10 protein-coding genes and 1 pseudogene are annotated in these 16,377 nt (G+C 68.0%); 8 read left to right on the forward strand and 3 right to left on the reverse strand.

From position 1 onward, the window contains the following. The first annotated feature begins 49 nt into the window (after positions 1–49). On the forward strand, positions 50–898 hold the full coding sequence (locus ACZ5SK_RS11735; protein WP_334579149.1) for a hypothetical protein: 849 nt from the start codon (positions 50–52) through the stop codon (positions 896–898). 895 nt (positions 899–1,793) lie between these two features. On the opposite strand, the gene ACZ5SK_RS11740 is transcribed toward ACZ5SK_RS11735, so the two are convergent. The 3 genes from ACZ5SK_RS11740 to ACZ5SK_RS11750 form a co-directional block, all read right to left on the reverse strand. After that, positions 1,794–5,099 carry an NACHT domain-containing protein gene (locus ACZ5SK_RS11740; protein WP_334579150.1) on the reverse strand — a complete coding sequence of 1,102 codons (3,306 nt, stop codon included), beginning with the start codon at positions 5,097–5,099 and terminating at the stop codon, positions 1,794–1,796. A 224-nt stretch (positions 5,100–5,323) separates the two neighbouring features. Continuing rightward, the gene (locus tag ACZ5SK_RS11745; RefSeq protein ID WP_334579151.1) at positions 5,324–5,863 is read right to left on the reverse strand and encodes a GNAT family N-acetyltransferase; all 540 of its coding nucleotides are present in this window, start codon (positions 5,861–5,863) and stop codon (positions 5,324–5,326) included. Further along, positions 5,860–7,143, reverse strand: coding sequence for an XRE family transcriptional regulator (locus ACZ5SK_RS11750; RefSeq protein WP_468575873.1), 1,284 nt, complete (start codon positions 7,141–7,143; stop codon positions 5,860–5,862). Before ACZ5SK_RS11750 ends, ACZ5SK_RS11745 begins: the two co-directional genes overlap by 4 nt. A 241-nt stretch (positions 7,144–7,384) precedes the next feature. Between ACZ5SK_RS11750 and ACZ5SK_RS11755 the strand changes: the two genes are divergently transcribed. The 7 genes and pseudogenes from ACZ5SK_RS11755 to ACZ5SK_RS11785 all read left to right on the forward strand — a co-directional run. Continuing rightward, positions 7,385–7,831 (forward strand): ATP-binding protein, encoded by a 447-nt coding sequence (locus ACZ5SK_RS11755; protein WP_334579153.1) that lies wholly within the window; start codon positions 7,385–7,387, stop codon positions 7,829–7,831. A gap of 227 nt (positions 7,832–8,058) precedes the next feature. Next, positions 8,059–8,247: a hypothetical protein gene (locus ACZ5SK_RS11760; RefSeq protein WP_457494269.1), complete on the forward strand. Its 189-nt coding sequence runs from the start codon at positions 8,059–8,061 to the stop codon at positions 8,245–8,247. Between the two features lie 190 nt (positions 8,248–8,437). Beyond that, a complete protein-coding gene (locus tag ACZ5SK_RS11765; RefSeq protein WP_334579155.1) occupies positions 8,438–8,617 on the forward strand; it encodes an FxLD family lanthipeptide in 180 nt (59 codons plus the stop codon). 216 nt (positions 8,618–8,833) lie between these two features. Next, positions 8,834–11,788: a lantibiotic dehydratase gene (locus ACZ5SK_RS11770; protein ID WP_334579156.1), complete on the forward strand. Its 2,955-nt coding sequence runs from the start codon at positions 8,834–8,836 to the stop codon at positions 11,786–11,788. Beyond that, a complete protein-coding gene (locus tag ACZ5SK_RS11775; RefSeq protein ID WP_457494268.1) occupies positions 11,785–13,059 on the forward strand; it encodes a lanthionine synthetase C family protein in 1,275 nt (424 codons plus the stop codon). The genes ACZ5SK_RS11770 and ACZ5SK_RS11775 overlap by 4 nt, the downstream gene beginning before the upstream one ends. A 21-nt stretch (positions 13,060–13,080) precedes the next feature. Next, positions 13,081–15,162 (forward strand): methyltransferase, FxLD system, encoded by a 2,082-nt coding sequence (gene fxlM / locus ACZ5SK_RS11780; protein WP_334579158.1) that lies wholly within the window; start codon positions 13,081–13,083, stop codon positions 15,160–15,162. Between the two features lie 91 nt (positions 15,163–15,253). Beyond that, positions 15,254–16,360, forward strand: a pseudogene (locus ACZ5SK_RS11785) (hypothetical protein); the annotation flags it as partial. Between the last annotated feature and the right edge of the window lie 17 nt (positions 16,361–16,377).

The following is a 16,377-nucleotide window of genomic DNA, read 5'->3' on the forward strand; positions in this document are numbered from 1 at the left end:
TGCCTCTTCAAACCGGCCGTGGACATCAAGTCCGTGCCATGCTGACTGCATGACGACCACTCACCAGGGCCTCAACTCACCTCCGGTGCAAGGGGACACACCTCTCGGGCAGCCCGAGACCATCAAGCTCATTCTTGATCGTTCTCAGCGCCTGACACGTACGGTGCCGATCCGCCGCGCCTTCCTCCAGAGGGAGGTAGGCAAGGGGAAAATGAAGGCACCAGGAGCTCTGGCCCACTTGGTGCGGCGCTCCGCTAAACGCCCCTTGGACCTCTATCTGTTGCTCAGCGCCGTGACCAGTGGCGGGGACTTCTCTGTCACCGAGTGGTCCACAACGTGGTCCAGATCGGTGGGCATCTTCGATGAGACGGCAGGAACGGCTGCGGTATCTCGTGCCTGGAGGGTCCTTAGAGATTTAGGACTCATCACCCGAACTCGTGGCGAGGGGGGCAAGTCAACCATCACGAAGCTGCATGAAGACGGCTCTGGTCGGCGGTACACGCCCCCAGGGGAGGGCCTGGGAGACCCCTACTTCCAGCTCGCATACGAATACTGGGACAAGGGATGGCATAATGTGCTCTCCCTTCCGGGTAAGGCGATGCTCCTGATCGCCTCGAACCAGAGGAAGCTCGAGTTCACTTTGCCTCAGGAGCGGATACCCGACTGGTACGGCATTTCTGCCGACAGCGCCGGCAAGGGCATCCGTGAGTTGTCGAAACATGGCATCCTCGTTCAGGTCGATGAGGAGTGGTTCGACACCCTCAAGACTCGGTCGGGCCGGGGTTTGCGTCCTATTTATAGTTTGTTGCCGCCCTTCACCCCTCGTGCTCTCGGAGGGTCGGCGCCTGATGAAGAGACTGCCACTGAGCTTTTGCCGGGCACCGCTTCGAAGAAGTGAGGGTCGCACCGCTCCGCATGTGGTTGGCGCCGTGGCGGAGCGGTGCGACTTCACCAGCACATATCACTGGATTCCGGAGTACCTTGTGAACGAACACTCCATCGGACTCCCCTCCACGGAGAGCCCTACCCGACACTCTACGACCCGGTGGCGCCGCCGTAGCCGCCGCTACTTGCGCATCATTCTCATGAACGCCTTGAAGGGCGCTGGGTACACACTCGGCGGCGCGGCAGTCACGTGGCTGATCTGGTGGTTTCAGACAGGCTGACACGAGAGCTGGCTGATGTGAGGAGTACAGGGGCAGTCCGCTCGCGACCTTGCGGCATCCCCCGGGGTCATGAACTGGGGGTTCGTGTGGGAGCGGGTGACGAGAATTGAGCTCGCGCTCTCAGCTTGGGAAGCTTGGGGTTCCTTGGCGGCGGCCGCGGCGATGATGTGCGCCGGAGTGGTGCTGGAGCTCCGGTCGGCCCGTGCCAAGTAGCCGCTGTTCCCCGTGGTTCCTCGCAGTATCTGGCACGCGAATGGCACGACCGTTCGCCCCTCGCGGATGCCTTCTACGAAGCAGCGATCGATCAGCGGGTGGATTCTTGGATACGGCAGTACGCATGTCGCGCCCCCAGCGGACTGTCCCGACCGGAGGTGAGGGCAAGCAGGACCCATGGCCCTGCTGCCCGAGCCCGGACCCAGTAGGTCGCGCCTACCAAAGACGGCTGATGGCCAGCACGACGCGGTCGGGCTTAGAGGCTCCTCGGCCTCCTGCTTAGCGTTCGCGTGCGGGGTTTACAGAAAGTGGAGATTCAAGCATGAGGGCAATGCGTCAGCACCCCGAATGCGATTGATTCCCGTTGCGATGTGGAGATCTCGCAGGTCGGACAGTTGAGCCAATGGTGCAATGTCAATATCGCCTTCTGCCGCCATGTCTCCCGTGAACTCGCATGAGATTAGCCGAGGAAAGGCTTCGGTCAGTCGATGGACGGCCGCTTGGATGACTCGTTCCCCGCCGCCGCCACTGAGAGAAAGGCTGGTGACATTCGCCAGAACTGTGTTTGGGGGGAAGGGTTTCGAATGATGCGGCACATGCGATGAGATCGGTTAGCGATGGTAGGCCGCAAACCTCTCGCCAGTCCTCGGCTGAGGCCGGGCTGGATGCATGGTTGAGGCTGAGTTCCACGAGTTGGGAAAAACTACTGAGTCCTTGGAGTCTTCGCAGTGGCCTTGCGCCGTCCGATACGCGCAGGCTGCGCAGCGGAGCGTGGGTCGGTAGATATTCCGTGGACCAGCCCAGGCTGGGCGGGCCGCTGATCACCAGCGATCCCAGGTCCTGCAACTGTGAAACCGGTCGCAGGTCGATGTCGGAACCGGCGGCGGTGATGTCCAGGTGTTGAATGGGGAGTTCGCTGATTGCGGAAATATCCTCCAGATTCGGGCAATCGTTGATGATGAGCGACGTCAGTGTCAATTGGTGAGTCAAGAATTCCAAATTGAGCGTCTCAGCGTTCGATAGGGTGAGTTGCGTGAATGCGTCGTGAGAGGCGTACGAGGCCAGCGCTCCTAGGGACACACCCTTTCTGATATCCAGAATCTCCGGCTCCAGACCTAGACGCCTTAGCTGATGCAGTTGGTCGTCGGACTGGATGGTGTACGTTAGGGCGCTCGAATCTAGGCGGGCGATAATCTCCTCTGCGTACCGGGCGTTGTCGAAGCGAGGCCAGGCCCAAAGAAGTTGGGCACGGACTGGGAGAAAGGGATGATCGACGAACTGGGACAGAAATGCGATGGCAGCCTTGGACTTGACATTGGAAGCTGCGATGGCCACGTGATAGGCAGCCACCCCGTCATCTAGTTCCTCGGGGCTAGGTAGGAGGCGGAGGATCAAGGGCCCGACTTCCGCCAACGCGTGGGCCTCTTCCTCGTTACCTGGGGGAATCAGTGTGATGGTGCGCTGTTCGACTTCCTCGCGTACGGAAGGTTCGAGGGACGTCGCATATTCCAGACAAGCCGCAGCGAGCAGGTAGACGCGGGCCTGGACGCGTTTGTCGGAAGTACGGTCGCCCAAGTCTACGAGTCCCCGGAAGATCGTGACGCGTTCCCGGGGGCGGGCGAGAGCAACCGCCATGCGGATGACATCCTCCCACTGATCGTCCGACGCGTGCTCGACGAGGAGTCCGAAGTCGGCCTCCTCAACGGCTGCCCGAGCGCCGAGGAAATCCTGGAACGTGCGGTGGATGAAGTCCACCGTGTCGGGAGCAGGTTCACGAAGGAGGCCGCTCCGCTGGAGGAAGTGTTCGAAGACGGTCGGCGCATCGCCCAGGGCAGCTACTTCGGGGACTGAGGGCAGAGCCCGATTGATGATGGCCTCTGCGTGGGAACGGTCCATCTCGGTACGGCCATTCTTGATCAGCCAGTAGGCGAGTCGCTGGAGGAGTTCAAGCTGTGGCTCCTCGCGAAGTTCGGGGCCCGCCATGTCCCGTTCCCGGTCGCGTCGACTGAGCAGCATGGACAACGCGGCTTCGTAGAGGTCCTTGCGGCCGTGGGGGAGATAGCCTTGTCGGTCGCGATGGAGGGCGCAGATGAGCCCGCACATCAGGGGATTCGTGGCCAGGCGGCCGAGGGCGGGCTCGGTTCTGACGGCAGCGAGGAGCTGCCCCTCATACCTATCGAGGTCGGCAGCGTCGTTGGAATCGGTCCGAGCGGCATCGTGCCACTGGGTGATGAAAGTGGCGACGGCTTTGGGGCCCATGGGAGACAGCGACAGCTCGATGAAACCGTCGTCGGCGAGCCAGTCCTGGCCTACGGCCGATGGGCGGGAGGTAATCAGCCACCGGTTGTCCCCGTCGTACGTTTCGATCAGTTCCAGCAGCCATCTCCGGGTCCGCTCGCGTTCTCGATCGGGGATCTCGTCGATGCCGTCGATGAGGATCAGGCCGCGCCCAGCGACAAGGACCCGGTTCTCCCAGCCGTCTGGCTGAGTGCCGGCGAGCGGGCAGCCAGTGGCAGAGAGGAAGTCCTTGGGTGCCGGGAGGCGTTCGCCGTGGCGGGTGAGCGCGCGGAGCGCTAGTACGAAAGGGATGCGGTCGTAGAGGTAATCCATGCGATCGGGGAGGTCCTGGCCGGCAGTCGCAACAGCCAGCCACTGGACGAGTGTCGTCTTGCCTGAGCCGGCTTCGCCGCGGAGGAGGACACGGTGGTTGGCTGCCAGGGCTTGGTCCGCGGGCTGGGTAGCGAACGAGTCGCGGATGGAGCTGTAGGTAAGCCACAGCCTGTCGGCATGCGTCGCGTGGTCCTGGCTGGGCCTGGTCCGTTCGATGATCGCTAGGAGGCTGTCCAGGTCTCCTTCAGACTCTTCGGCGACAGACATAGAGAGATCGTCTGTTGCGGCCTGCGCCAGCAGTGAGGCGAGGAAAGAGCGACTGTGGGACGGAGTGAGGGTCGCAGTATCGTGGCCCCGAACGCTAGTGCGGGCCCATGCCGTTGGCCTCCGCCAGAGCCCCGACACCGGTGACGCCTCCAGATTCAGATACGCCACGTTCAACGGCCATCGTCTCGGGGAATTGTTGAGGTCGATCCCGTAGATCGTGAGCTTGCCGTGCTTCTTGGACACATACGTCAGGTACGCCTGCTCGAATGCGGCGTCCTCGCCGCCGGGCCGCGGGTTGCGGCGGATCAACTCGTCTACTTTGGCGATGAGTTCGTTGACGGCGTGGGACTGCTCGACCAGGGTGCGGGCGATGAAGGTGGAGCGCTGCGTGAAGAAGTGAAGGATGTGGAGGCATGCGGTTTCAAGCAGGCTCTCGTAGAAGTATGTGGCGTCGGTCGTGAGATGACGCTCGGGACTGCCACTCGCGCGACGCAGCTCACGGGCCAATGCCGAGTGGCCAAGGCGTACGGCTTCGAGGTCGGTGAGGGTCAGGTCGCCGAGGGAGTGGAGGGTGGTGGCCAGGGCATCGGTGACGGCCTGCTGTTCGTCATTAGGGAAGGGGCGTTCGCCGGATCGTAGGGCTTGCCTCACCAGCTTGTTGGCGAGTTCACGGAGGTCAGACTCGGTAAGGGCACGCTTCTCGCCCTTGAAGGACACGTAGCTGGAGATGCGGATCGGCTTGTCAACAAGGCCAGCCCCGGGACCTTCGGTGACGAAGAGCTTCTTGACGAGAGGCCCAATTACGGCCGAGGCGAGTCGGGTGCCGATGGCTGTGGGTTCCACGCTTACCCCCGTAGATCCGTACCGATGCCCTCGGATCCTAAGGTGCCCGGGGCCTCGGCCCAACCAGCTTCGGGGATGGGCCTCTGGGCGATTTCGAGCATGGTGGCTCACTCGGCACGGGGGCGTGGGAGTCCGGTGCGTGCGAACTGCAACCCCGCGCGACGGTCCGAGCGGCGGGCTGCACGCCCAGCTGTTCGAAGAGGGTCGGCTGTCGCAGGGGCCGGTCAGCGGGTAGCGCGGATCATCACGATGAGAACCGGCGAGGCCGGCGACGGCTGGCTTTGCCCGATGTCCTCGTACCCCCACGACCTGTAGAGCGCGTGGACCTTCCCGTCCCCGGCGGCCGGGTTCACCATGAGGGTGACGAACGGCTCGTCGCGGGTGGCGAGGAGGGCGTCGTGGATGCGGCGGGCGGTGCCGGTTTTCCGCCAGGTCGGTCGGACGCCGATTTCCTTCAGGGCCACAACCGGGCGCTCGGTGTACTTCTCCGCCGGCGCCGGGCTGGTGCGCTGCCAGTACCGGTCGCCGTGCTCGATGGTGTTGCCATAGGCGTAGCCCACCGGATGCCCCTCCGCGTACGCGAGGATGGCTGTGAATCCTGGCTCGGTGCCGTGCCGGTCCAGGCGCTCGCCGAACGCGGTGACCGCGTAGTTCGGCAGGTGGAGGAGTGGGGCGCGTACGTCGGCGTACACGTCGAGGAGGTCGCCGCGGGCGGTGTCGAGGGTGGTGAAGGTGCGGAGTTCGATGGCGGGCGCCGTGGTCATGCGGCCATCCTCCAGGTGGCGGTGTGCTCGGTCCAGGTCTGCACGGTGGTGCTGCCCGGTGCGGTGGCGCGCAGTGCGGCCCCGAACTCCTGCAGCATGCGCGTGACCCGGGCGTGCTGGGTGGCGGCTTCGGCGGGGACCTTTATCGCGGTGGCCGTGGCGGCGTCGGGGGCGCCCTGGGCGAGCTGGGCGTGGGCGAGCCGGGTGGTGGTGATGGCCCGGGAACGGATCATGTGGGGCCGGAGGGCGGACAGGCAGCGGTGGGCGTGGTACTCGGCGGTGGAGTAGTCGCCGAGTGCCAAATGTGCGGAGAGGGCCAGGGAGTCCAGTTCGGCCTGGTCGTAGAAGGCGAGCATCCACACCGTCCGGTAGTCGGCGGGGTCGGCGCGCAGCATGGCGTCCTGGGCCTGATCGAAGGCGCGGCGGGTGCCGGTGCGGTCCTGAGCCGCTCCGTGGATGGCGCCCTGGCGGGCCAGGCCGAGGGACGCGAACAGGGGGTCGCGGCGGGTGAGGTGCAGGTTGCGGGCGACGTCGTTGGCGGCGAACGCGTCGGCGGGACGGCCCATGTGGCGGTACATGGTGCCCGCATGACTCCAGATGCGGAACTTGATGGCCTGGTCGCCGGACATCTCGGCGAGAGCCTGGGCCTCACGCATGTGCGCCTTGGCGATGTCGTAGCGCCGGCCATCGATGGCGGCCCACATCGCGGAGGAGCGGAAGGCGGCTGCGGAGGCGTAGAGGTTGCTGCGTACCCGCTGAGTGGCGGTGCCGGCGTTCTGGAGGTTGAGTGCCTCGTCGGCGAGGGCGGCGGCCCGCTGTTCGATGCCGAGTTGTCCGCCGTGGCGGTGGTCGCTGGCGATGATCTCGGCGAAGCGCTTGTTGAGGCGGTTGACGTCGCTCATGCCGATACGGCGCGGCGATGCGCTGCCGGGTGCGGCTGCTGCGGCTGCTGCCGCGGCAATCCCGCCGACGAGGGTGCGGCGCTTCATGTCGGGGTCCTCCTGCTGCGGTGGGGCCGGGGTGGACGAAGGCCGGCTCCGTGGCACGAACCCTAAGGCGATGGCGGGTAGTCCGGTGACCTCTGCAAGTGCCTTGCGGGCGGCTGACTTTGGCCACGTGACCCGGCCTGCTTTCCATGCCCGGACCGATGAGCCGTCGAGTCCTCCAGGGCGTCCGGTCAACCGTTCAATGGCCCTGTTCACGGCCTCGGCGAGGCTGTTGGAGCTGTAGCCGTGTTCGGTCATCCACGCCTCAAGAACGGTGTTGCGGGTGGTGTCCATGCGGGCACGGTAGCCCGCGCGATCCTCACCCGCCAGGTAAAGGAGAGGTCAAAACACCCTAGGTCGGTCCGTCGATCGAGCACCTGAACGTCCTAACCAACCTGCTGCGAAAGGGAGTTGTCTGGGTACTGGTCGCCCGCCGCGCCCCACCATGCGGGCGGCTGTTGACGGCCCGGCCCGCCCCTGAGGTTCCCCCGCAAGGGCGGGCCGGGCACCGAGACGACACGAAGGCTCCACCCCAATGACGAGTCTGAGAACACCAGTTGATGCCCTCTCCATCGGCCACCCCATGTACAGCCAGACCTTCCTGTGCGAGCCGTCCACGGCCGAGCTCGGTCGCGAACTCGTCCGAGACGTCCTCGGCGTGTGGCACCTCGACAGCCTCGCCGACCGTGCCGCGTTGATCATCACGGAGCTCATCGCGAATGCCTCCAGGCACACTCCGTGTCCCGAGATTCGCCTCACGGTTGGGCGGCCGAGCGCGACGCGACTGCGTGTCGGGGTCGTGGACCGGGAACCATCGCGTCTTCCCCTACTCAGCCAGGCGGCTGACGACGACGAATCGGGCCGCGGGCTGCTCCTCGTCAACGCTGTTGCCGACCGCTGGGGCTACGACCTGCACGGCTCGGACAGACGCCCTTGGGGCAAAGAGGTCTGGGCGGAACTCCGTACCGAGGGCGGCAAGTGAGCATCCCGGCCACGGCACCCTCGCCCCTTCCGGATCTGGCCCGGCTCCGGCCCCGCCAGCAGATGGCCACGGACTGCACCCCCTGCGCCCGGCCGCTGGGAGCGAGCGGTCGACGGCTGGGCGAGATACGCCATCGGGGCCTGCCGTTCCCGCTCTGGGCCTGCGCTCCCAACTGTCAGGCCGCCAGACCGACTATCCCGACCGGTTGAGAAAGGGGATGTCCTTCCATGGAATGGCCGTGGATCACCGGTGACTGCTGGCTCGGCTGGGGGCGTACCGGCGTCCTGGTGATCTGGCTAGGCCGGTGCAGCGGGACGGGCAGCACGCACCCCTTCTACGCGTGCGAGCCGTGCCTCGATCGCCTCAAGGCCCAGGCGTTCGCCTACTTCATGGAGCGGCGGCCGGCGTCCGCTTGATCAGACGTCCGGCACATGACTTCCCGGCAGGAGGCAGGCGGCCCGCGAGGGACTTCCTACGCGGAGCACGTCCTCTCGTGCCGGGCGGCCAGGAGCCGTCCGGGGAGCAGCCGTGTGGCAACGCTCCCGTGACGGCACTTGGTGGGCGCTCCCGCCCAGAAACACCACAACGATTACGAGGAGTCGACGCATGACGCGCAACACCGTAGTCCCCAACCGCACCGAAGTACGCCCGCAGATCCCTGGGGCATCGGACGGCTTCGACCTGGACGTCTCCCTCGTCGAGATCGCCGACCCGGCGGGCCTGGTCAACCTGACCGACGACAACTGCGGGTCCACCTGCGGCGCCTGCACCACCAACGTCGCCTGACCCGGACCCCAGGTCACCCCGGTCTGGTGCCGCCGCGTCTTCGCGCGGCGGCACCAGCCGCCCGCCCCCTCACTACGGAGGTACTTGGTGGTTGCTCCGCCCGCAGCGTTCCGCACCGGTTCCACCGCTCTCGTGCGCGCCGTGGCCCGCCCCTCGCTGCCGTTTCCTCCATGTCCTGACCTCGATGACCGCTTGCCCAGTGGTTCGTCTGCCCGTGTGGCGTGGCTACGCGCGGTCTGGGCTGACACGGACGTCGCCGAGGCACTCCAGCACTCCAGCCCGGCCCTGGCCACGCAGGTACGGGCCCTGTGCACGGCTGAGCACCCCGCCCTCCGGGATGTGCGGCGCGCGGCGCTGTCCGTGGCCCGCTACCTGCTGCGGGCCCAGCACCGGGCGACACCCTTCGGCCTGTTTGCCGGCGTGGCCACCGCGGAGTTCGGCCCGCAGGCGCGGGCCGACTGGGGCGAGAAGTACGTGGCCGTCGGCCGGGCGGGGGCAGCGTGGCTGGCGGCCGTGGTCGCACGGTTGGAGTCATGCCCGGACCTCCTCGAACGGCTGCCCGTCGTCATCAACAACACCGTGACGTATCGCGGAGACCGGCTCATCGTGCCTTTCCAGCCCGACGTCCAGGACGACCGGACTCGCGCGGTCGAGGCGTCTCTGGCCCTGACCGGACCGGTGCGCGCGGTCCTTGCCGCGACCCGAGCGCCCATCCGGTTCAGCACCCTCGTGGACAAGCTCCGGGCGGAGTTCCCCGAGGCCGGTTCCGAGGGGGCGCGCCAACTGCTGGCGGAGCTGATCCGGCGGCGGGTACTGATCACGGGCCTGCACGCTCCGAGCACCGAGACCGACGCCCTCGGGTATCTGCTCGGCCAACTCGACGCGATCGACGCTGGAAGCCTCGCCCCGGTCGCGGAGACCGTACGCGAACTCCACGCGGTCCGGGTGGGCCTGGAGGAGTGCGCCACTCACGGCGGCCGGGACAGCGTCGCGGCGCGGATGCGAGACCTCGTCCCTGGACTGCGTCGCCACCCCGTCGCGCTCGACCTCCGCCTGGACGCCCAGATCGTTCTGCCGGAAGCGGTCGCCCGAGAGATCGAGCGCGCCGCTCTCATCCTGACCCGCTTGAGCATCCGCCCGTACGGGACCGCCGCGTGGAACGAGTACCACCAGCGGTTCTACGAGCGGTACGGCATCGGCACGATGGTGCCGCTCGCGGAGGTCGTCGCGGACAGCGGCACCGGCTATCCCGACGGTTACCCAGGCGCTCCGGCCGGTGCACACAGGCCCCGCGTCTCCGCTCGGGATGACGCCCTTGTACGGCTGGCTCAGGCTGCCGCGCTCGACGGCCGTGACGAAGTGGTCCTCACGGACGAACAGATCGAGGCCCTGGACGCGGGTCCCGACGAGCCACGGCTGCCGCCGCACTTGGAGATCGGGGTGCGGGTGCACGCGGCCAGCCTGGAGGAGTTGCAGCGCGGGCGGTTCCGGCTGGAGGTCGTGAGCGTGTCCCGTGGTGTCGGCGTCTCCACGGGCAGATTCCTCAGCGTGCTGGCCCCTGCCGACCGGGAGGCCCTGGTCATGGAGCTTGCCGACCTCCCAGCCGCAGACGGCAACACCATGCCTGCGCAGCTCTCTTTCCCGCCCCTGCTCCCCGAGAGCGCCCATGTCACCCGCTCCCCGCAGGTCTTACCCACTGTGATCAGCCTTCAGGAGCACCGAGCCCCGCAGGACACCGTCCTCACCCCGGAGGACTTGGCTGTGGCGTGTGACGGCCGCCGCATGTATCTCGCCATCCCCGAGCGAGGCCACCGCGTGGAGGCCGTCGGGATGCACGCGCTGAACCTGCGCACCCACACCCCGCCGCTGGTGCGCTTCCTCACCGAACTGTCCCGCGCCCAGTGCGCGCAGGTCACCGTCTTCGACTGGGGCGCCGCAGCGGCGATGCCGTTCCTTCCGCGTCTGCGGTACGGCCGGACGGTGCTGGCCCCTGCGCGCTGGCGGCTGGAAGTGTCCGAACTGCCTGGCCATGTCCGCCCTCGGGCCGAGTGGGACGCCGCGCTCAGCGACTGGCGTGCCAGACGGAGGCTGCCGCGCCGCGTCTACCTCGTAGAGGACGACCGGTGCCTCTTCTTCGACCTCGACGAGGCCGGCCACCGTGCGCTCCTGCGCCGGCACCTCGACCATTCGCGCCTGGCCGTGCTCGTCGAGGCCCCGGAACCGGAGGCGTACGGCTGGTGCGGCGGGCGAGCCCACGAGGTTGTGGTGCCCCTCAAAGTAACCAGGCCGTCGGCATGGCCGCCACTTCCAGCCCCCAGCCGGGCCCGTGCCCTGTCTGCGACCCAGATGCAGACGCCTGCCGCTTCCTCGGTTCTTCTGGCCGCTCTGTACGGCGATCCCCGCCGCCAAGACGTCTTGCTCTCCCGGCACTTGCCCGGCCTCCTCGAACAACTCGGCAACCCGCAGTGGTGGTTCATTCGCTTCCGTGACCCGGATCAACACCTCCGCGTACGCATCGACCTCCCAGACCAGGAAGCCTTCGCCGACACAGCCCGAACGGTGAGCGCTTGGGCTGACGAGCTACGAAGCATTGGCCTGCTGGCCGAACTGCGCTATCCCACCTCCTACCGTGAGATGGGCCGCTGGGGATCCGGCACCGCGTGGGAGGCGGCTGAGGAGGTGTTCCGGGCGGACTCGCGCGCCATCCTGGCGCAGCTCGCGCAGCCACAGCGTCCGGGCCAGCGCACGCTGGTGGCGGCCCACACGGTCGCCATCACCTCCGCCTTCCTCGGTACCACCGAGGCCGGGATGCAGTGGCTGATCGACCACATCCTGCCGACCGCCCCCGTGCCCGTTCCTCGCCCGCAGTTCACCGAGGCCGTACGGCTCGCCGACCCGAGGGGCGACTGGTCGGCCCTGCGCAGCCTTCCGGGCGGAGATGCCATCGTGTCCGGATGGGCTGACCGGGATACGGCGCTCGCCGCGTACCGCCCGCGCCTGCCCGGCCCAGACACCCAGGGCATCGCCGTCGACGACGTCCTGACCTCCCTGCTGCACGTCCACTTCGTGAGGCACGTCGCTGTGAACTTCCCGGAGGAAGAGGTATGCCTCTACCTCGCTCGTGCCGCCGCCCTCGCCTGGACCGCCCGCACTAGGGGGAGGGACTCGTGACCGCCCACCCCGCGCTCGGCCTGGTCGACGCCATCGCCGTCCGTCTCGCCGACCCCGACACCGTGCCCCTCGGCTCCAGGACGCTGTCCTCGGACCGGCAGCACCTTGCCTACGGCCCGCCCGGCATCGCGCTCCTGCACATCGAGCATGCCGCGAACGGCCTCGGCCCGTGGCACCGCGCCCACGACTGGCTCGCCACCGCCTCGCAGCAGCCGCTCACCAGCGGCCCGAACAGCCACCCGTTCTACGGAGTGCCCGCCTTCGCCCATGCTCTGAGCTGTGCCGCGGACCACCTTCCCGGCTCCTACCAGCGTGCCCTCGACGCGGTGGACGCCCAGATCGCAGTCGACGTCGGACGTCGTCTCGACACCGCGCACCGCCGCATCGACGCCGGACGCCTGCCGCAGCTTGCCGAGTTCGACGCCATCCGGGGCGTCACCGGATATGGCGCCTATCTGCTGCGCCGAAGCCCCGGCAGCTCCCTGATGCGCGCCGTTCTCGACTACTGCGTGCGCCTCACCGAACCGATCACCCACCACGGCGAGACCCTGCCGGGCTGGTGGGCAGAGACTGGGCCCTCGGGCAGCCCGGACGACCGATTCCCCGGCGGGCACGCCAACACCGGTATGGCCCACGGGATCGGCGGCGTGCTCGCGCTCCTGGCCCTCGCCGCTCGGAACGGCTCCGCCACCGACGGGCACCACGCAGCACTGCGCACCATCTTGACCTGGCTGGACCGCTGGAAGGAGAAGACCGACGGCGGACCGGTCTGGCCGTACTGGGTCACTCAGGGAGAGCTGCGCAGCGGGCGTCTCGGCTCGTCAGCCCCCAGGCGGCCGTCCTGGTGCTACGGCACCGCCGGCCTCGCTCGCGCCCAGCAACTTGCCGCGCTTGCCCTCGGCGATACCAGCCGCCAGATTGACGCGGAGAACGCACTTGTGGCCGCCCTCACCGATCCCGAGCAGCTGAAGGCCACGACGGACAACGGCCTCTGCCACGGGTTCGCCGGCCTCGCACACGTTGCCGCGCGTACGGCCGACGAGGCCCACCCCTCAACCGCGGAGAAACTCCGCGCCGCAATCCCGGCCCTCCTTGCTGCGGTCATCCCACCGGGCACCGACCCCGAACTCATGGCCACGGCGCTCATCCAGGACAAGGAAGGCGGCCCCGGACTACTCGACGGCGCCGCCGGCATAGCCCTGGCCCTCCTCGCGCTCAGCACCGCTGCACCACCCCGGTCCGCCTGGGACGCATGCCTCCTCATCGCTTGATCCACCGACCGAAGGACCTCTATGCCTCCCGACCGCTGGCAGCAGCACAACATCACCTTCGTCGACCGCGAGATTGCCCGGCGCGTCATCGCCGAACGCCTCGGCCCCACCCTGATCGAGGCCGAGGCCGACGAGCAGCTCACCGGCTGGTGGTTCATGAAGAAGCAGCCCTGGCCGCTGCGTTACCTCGCCGACAAGCCCTCACCAGCCATTGAGTCGCTCCTGAGCGATCTCATCGGCGACGGCGTGGCCGTGTCGTGCCCGCCCTGCGTCTACGAGCCCGAGACCGACACGTTCGGCGGCCCGGAGGCCATGGACGTAGCCCACGAACTGTTCCACAGCGACTCCCGCCACCTGCTCACCTACCAGCCGAGCCCGATGCACCTGGGACGCCGGGAGACCGCCGTCCTGCTGGCGGGCGTCATGATGCGCGGCGCTGGACTCGACTGGTTCGAACAGAGCGACGTATGGGCGAAGGTCGCGGCCCTTCGACCGGCCATCGCTCCACAATCGCCCGAACGAGCCGCCGAATTGGCTCCGGCCATGCGCAAGCTCATGACCGTCGACGCCCACAGCCTCTGCCGTCCGGGTGGCCCACTCCACGCTCACGAGGAATGGGTGACCGCCTTCGAACGGGCCGGAACCACTCTCGCTGCTCTCGCAGGCCGCGGCGCCCTCACCCGTGGCCTGCGAGCCATCATCGCCCACCACGTGATCTTCCACGCCAACCGCGCCGGTCTCCTCCGGGACGACCAGAGCGCCCTGTCCCACATTGCACGAGAGGTAGTCATGGGAACGAGTGACAACACTGCGTCGCCCACCGAGGCCACGGCCGACATCGATAGCGTCAGCGCGGTGAACACCGACACGATCACCACCCCCACGGCGGACGCCGAGCGCCTCCGCAACGCCCTGGTCGACCAGCTTCGCGCGGACGGACACGCCCGCACGCCCGCCGTCGAGACCGCGTTGCGGACCGTGCCCCGCCATGTGTTCGTGCCCGAGGCGTCCCTCGAAGACGCCTACGCCGACGCACCGGTGCACATCAAGTACGACACCGACGGCACGTCCATCTCCTGCGCCTCCCAGCCCGGCGTCGTCGCCCTCATGCTGGACCAGCTCGAAGCCCAACCTGGCGAGCGCATCCTCGAACTCGGCGCCGGCACCGGCTACAACGCCGGACTGCTCGCCCACCTGGTCGGCGAGAGCGGACACGTGACCACCGTCGACGTCGACGACGACCTCGTGGAAGGCGCTCGTGCGCACCTCGCCGCCGCCGGGATCACCAACGTCGAGGCCGTGACCCGCGACGGAGCAATCGGCTACGCCGAAGGCGCGCCGTACGACCGGATCATCGCCACTGTGGGCGCGCACGGTGTGCCGCACGCCTGGCTGCAGCAGCTCGCCCCCGGCGGCCGGCTCCTCGTCCCCCAGCGCCTCAAGGGCACGGTGTCCCGCTCCATCGCCTACGAGCAGCGTGACGACCGATGGGTCTCCCTGGGCAGCGAGATGAACACCTTCATGCCGCTTCGGCGGGGCATCGCCGACGACGACCGCCGAGTGATCCCGCTCAGCGCGGACGGCGCCGTACGACTCCAGGCCCCCGCCGGGCTCAGCATCGACGCCGATGCCCTCGCAGGTGTACTCGACGAGCCGCGCACCGAGGAGTGGACCGGCATGACGGTCCGCGCCATGGAGTCGCCGGAGTGGATGGAATTGTTCGTCACCTGCTGCTTCCCCTCTGGTCTGATCCGGATGCTGTTCCCCCGGAGCGCCAAGGGCACGCTGCTCACTGAGGACCCCTACCCCTCGTCGACTGCGGTCGTCGACAAGGGTGCCGTCACCTACCTCGCCCGGCGCGTGTCCAAGGAGAAGACCCCCGAGGGCGACAGGCTCTGGGAGTTCGGCGTCATCGGCCACGGCCCCGGCAGCGACGAGCTGGCCGCGAAGGTCGCCGACACCGTCCGTACCTGGGACAGGGAGTACCGAGGCCGTGAGGCCACGTTCGAGATCCAGCCCCTCGACGCCCCCGAGATCGAGCGGCGCCCCGGTCTCTTCGCCCTCGACACGCCGCTGAACCGCATCGTCGTCGACTGGCGATAACGCCGTACGCGTAGCGGACGGTGCCCGCCGACACACTGCCGGCGGGCACCGTCGCCACCTCAGCAGTTCTCACTCTCGACCCGGGGGATCCATGGACCCGCACGGCCCCGTAGCCCAGCGTTTCCCGCTCGTCGCCCGATTCCGCCCCGCCTGCCTGCCCCTGCCTGAACGCGTACGTGCGCTCGTCGACCTGGCCGAGACCGCGGCGAAACAGACCGATCAGGGGCTCGCATCGGCCGTCTACAACCAGGCCGCCCTCATCGCCTCCGACATCGACCTCCCCGACCTCGCCCGCGAGATGTGTCACCAGCACGCCGCCGCCTACCTTCATGCCTGCCCCCTGCCCGGCATGAGCGCGATCCGAGGACTGGAACCGGTCGTCAATCTCGCTCGCCTCCAGATCCGCGCCGGCCACACCGATCAGGGCCGTCAGCGACTCCTCGATCTGTACGAGGCCGTCGAGGCGGGCGCAGCTGGCCGGTTCGAGGGCGTCAACGTACCTGCGGACCTCACTGCGACCGGCGAAGACCGCCAGGAAGTTCGCGCGTGGCTGTGGCGCGTCCTCCTCGCGGACGGCACGCGCACCCTCACCACCGAGGGGCGATGGGCCGAGGCGCTGGCGCACATCGACGTCCACCATGGCATCGGCAAGCGGATGCTCGACGGTCGGCAGGTCGCCGTACTCGCCGCCCTCGTTGCGGGTGACACCGCGTGGGCCGCTGCCCTCCTTTCCGACACGGTGCCCGGCGATGCGTGGGAGCAAGCAGTCACGGCATGCCTGACCGTTCTATGCCGCCGCGACGCCGGGCAGCAGATCGACGGCCACCTGGCGGACCTGGTGACGGTCTACTCCGGACGGAAGACCGAACCCGGAATGACCGTCTTCGACACCCGGCTCGGACTTACGGTCCTCGACGCGATCGGTTCCGCCGAGGCGCTCGCCGCGCACCGCATCGTCGAGGACCTCCACCGCAGGACGACGGACGCCGAAGACGGCTATGCGGCTCGCGAGAACTTGGCTCACCCCCTGTTCACCGAGATCGCCACGGACCGGCAAGTGCAGGACTGTCGCGCGCTGGTGCGCGCCTGCGCCCTCGGCGCCGGGATCCTTCCGGACGAGCTGCGAAGAGAACTGACGGCGGCTTTGCACGCCAGCGACAGCGTGATCAGGGAAAGCCTCGCACGTTCCTCCGATCCCGGAGGAAGAGAGCGCTT

Source organism: Streptomyces sp. NPDC031474 (genome assembly GCF_055581185.1).

Bases quoted from the DNA above. Each gene is read 5' to 3' on its own strand.
- ACZ5SK_RS11735 (WP_334579149.1), top strand. From the start codon at position 50: ATGACGACCACTCACCAGGGCCTCAACTCACCTCCGGTGCAAGGGGAC.
- ACZ5SK_RS11745 (WP_334579151.1), bottom strand. From the start codon at position 5,863: ATGACCACGGCGCCCGCCATCGAACTCCGCACCTTCACCACCCTCGAC.
- ACZ5SK_RS11750 (WP_468575873.1), bottom strand. From the start codon at position 7,143: ATGGACACCACCCGCAACACCGTTCTTGAGGCGTGGATGACCGAACAC.
- ACZ5SK_RS11755 (WP_334579153.1), top strand. From the start codon at position 7,385: ATGACGAGTCTGAGAACACCAGTTGATGCCCTCTCCATCGGCCACCCC.
- ACZ5SK_RS11760 (WP_457494269.1), top strand. From the start codon at position 8,059: ATGGAATGGCCGTGGATCACCGGTGACTGCTGGCTCGGCTGGGGGCGT.
- ACZ5SK_RS11765 (WP_334579155.1), top strand. From the start codon at position 8,438: ATGACGCGCAACACCGTAGTCCCCAACCGCACCGAAGTACGCCCGCAG.
- fxlM (WP_334579158.1), top strand. From the start codon at position 13,081: ATGCCTCCCGACCGCTGGCAGCAGCACAACATCACCTTCGTCGACCGC.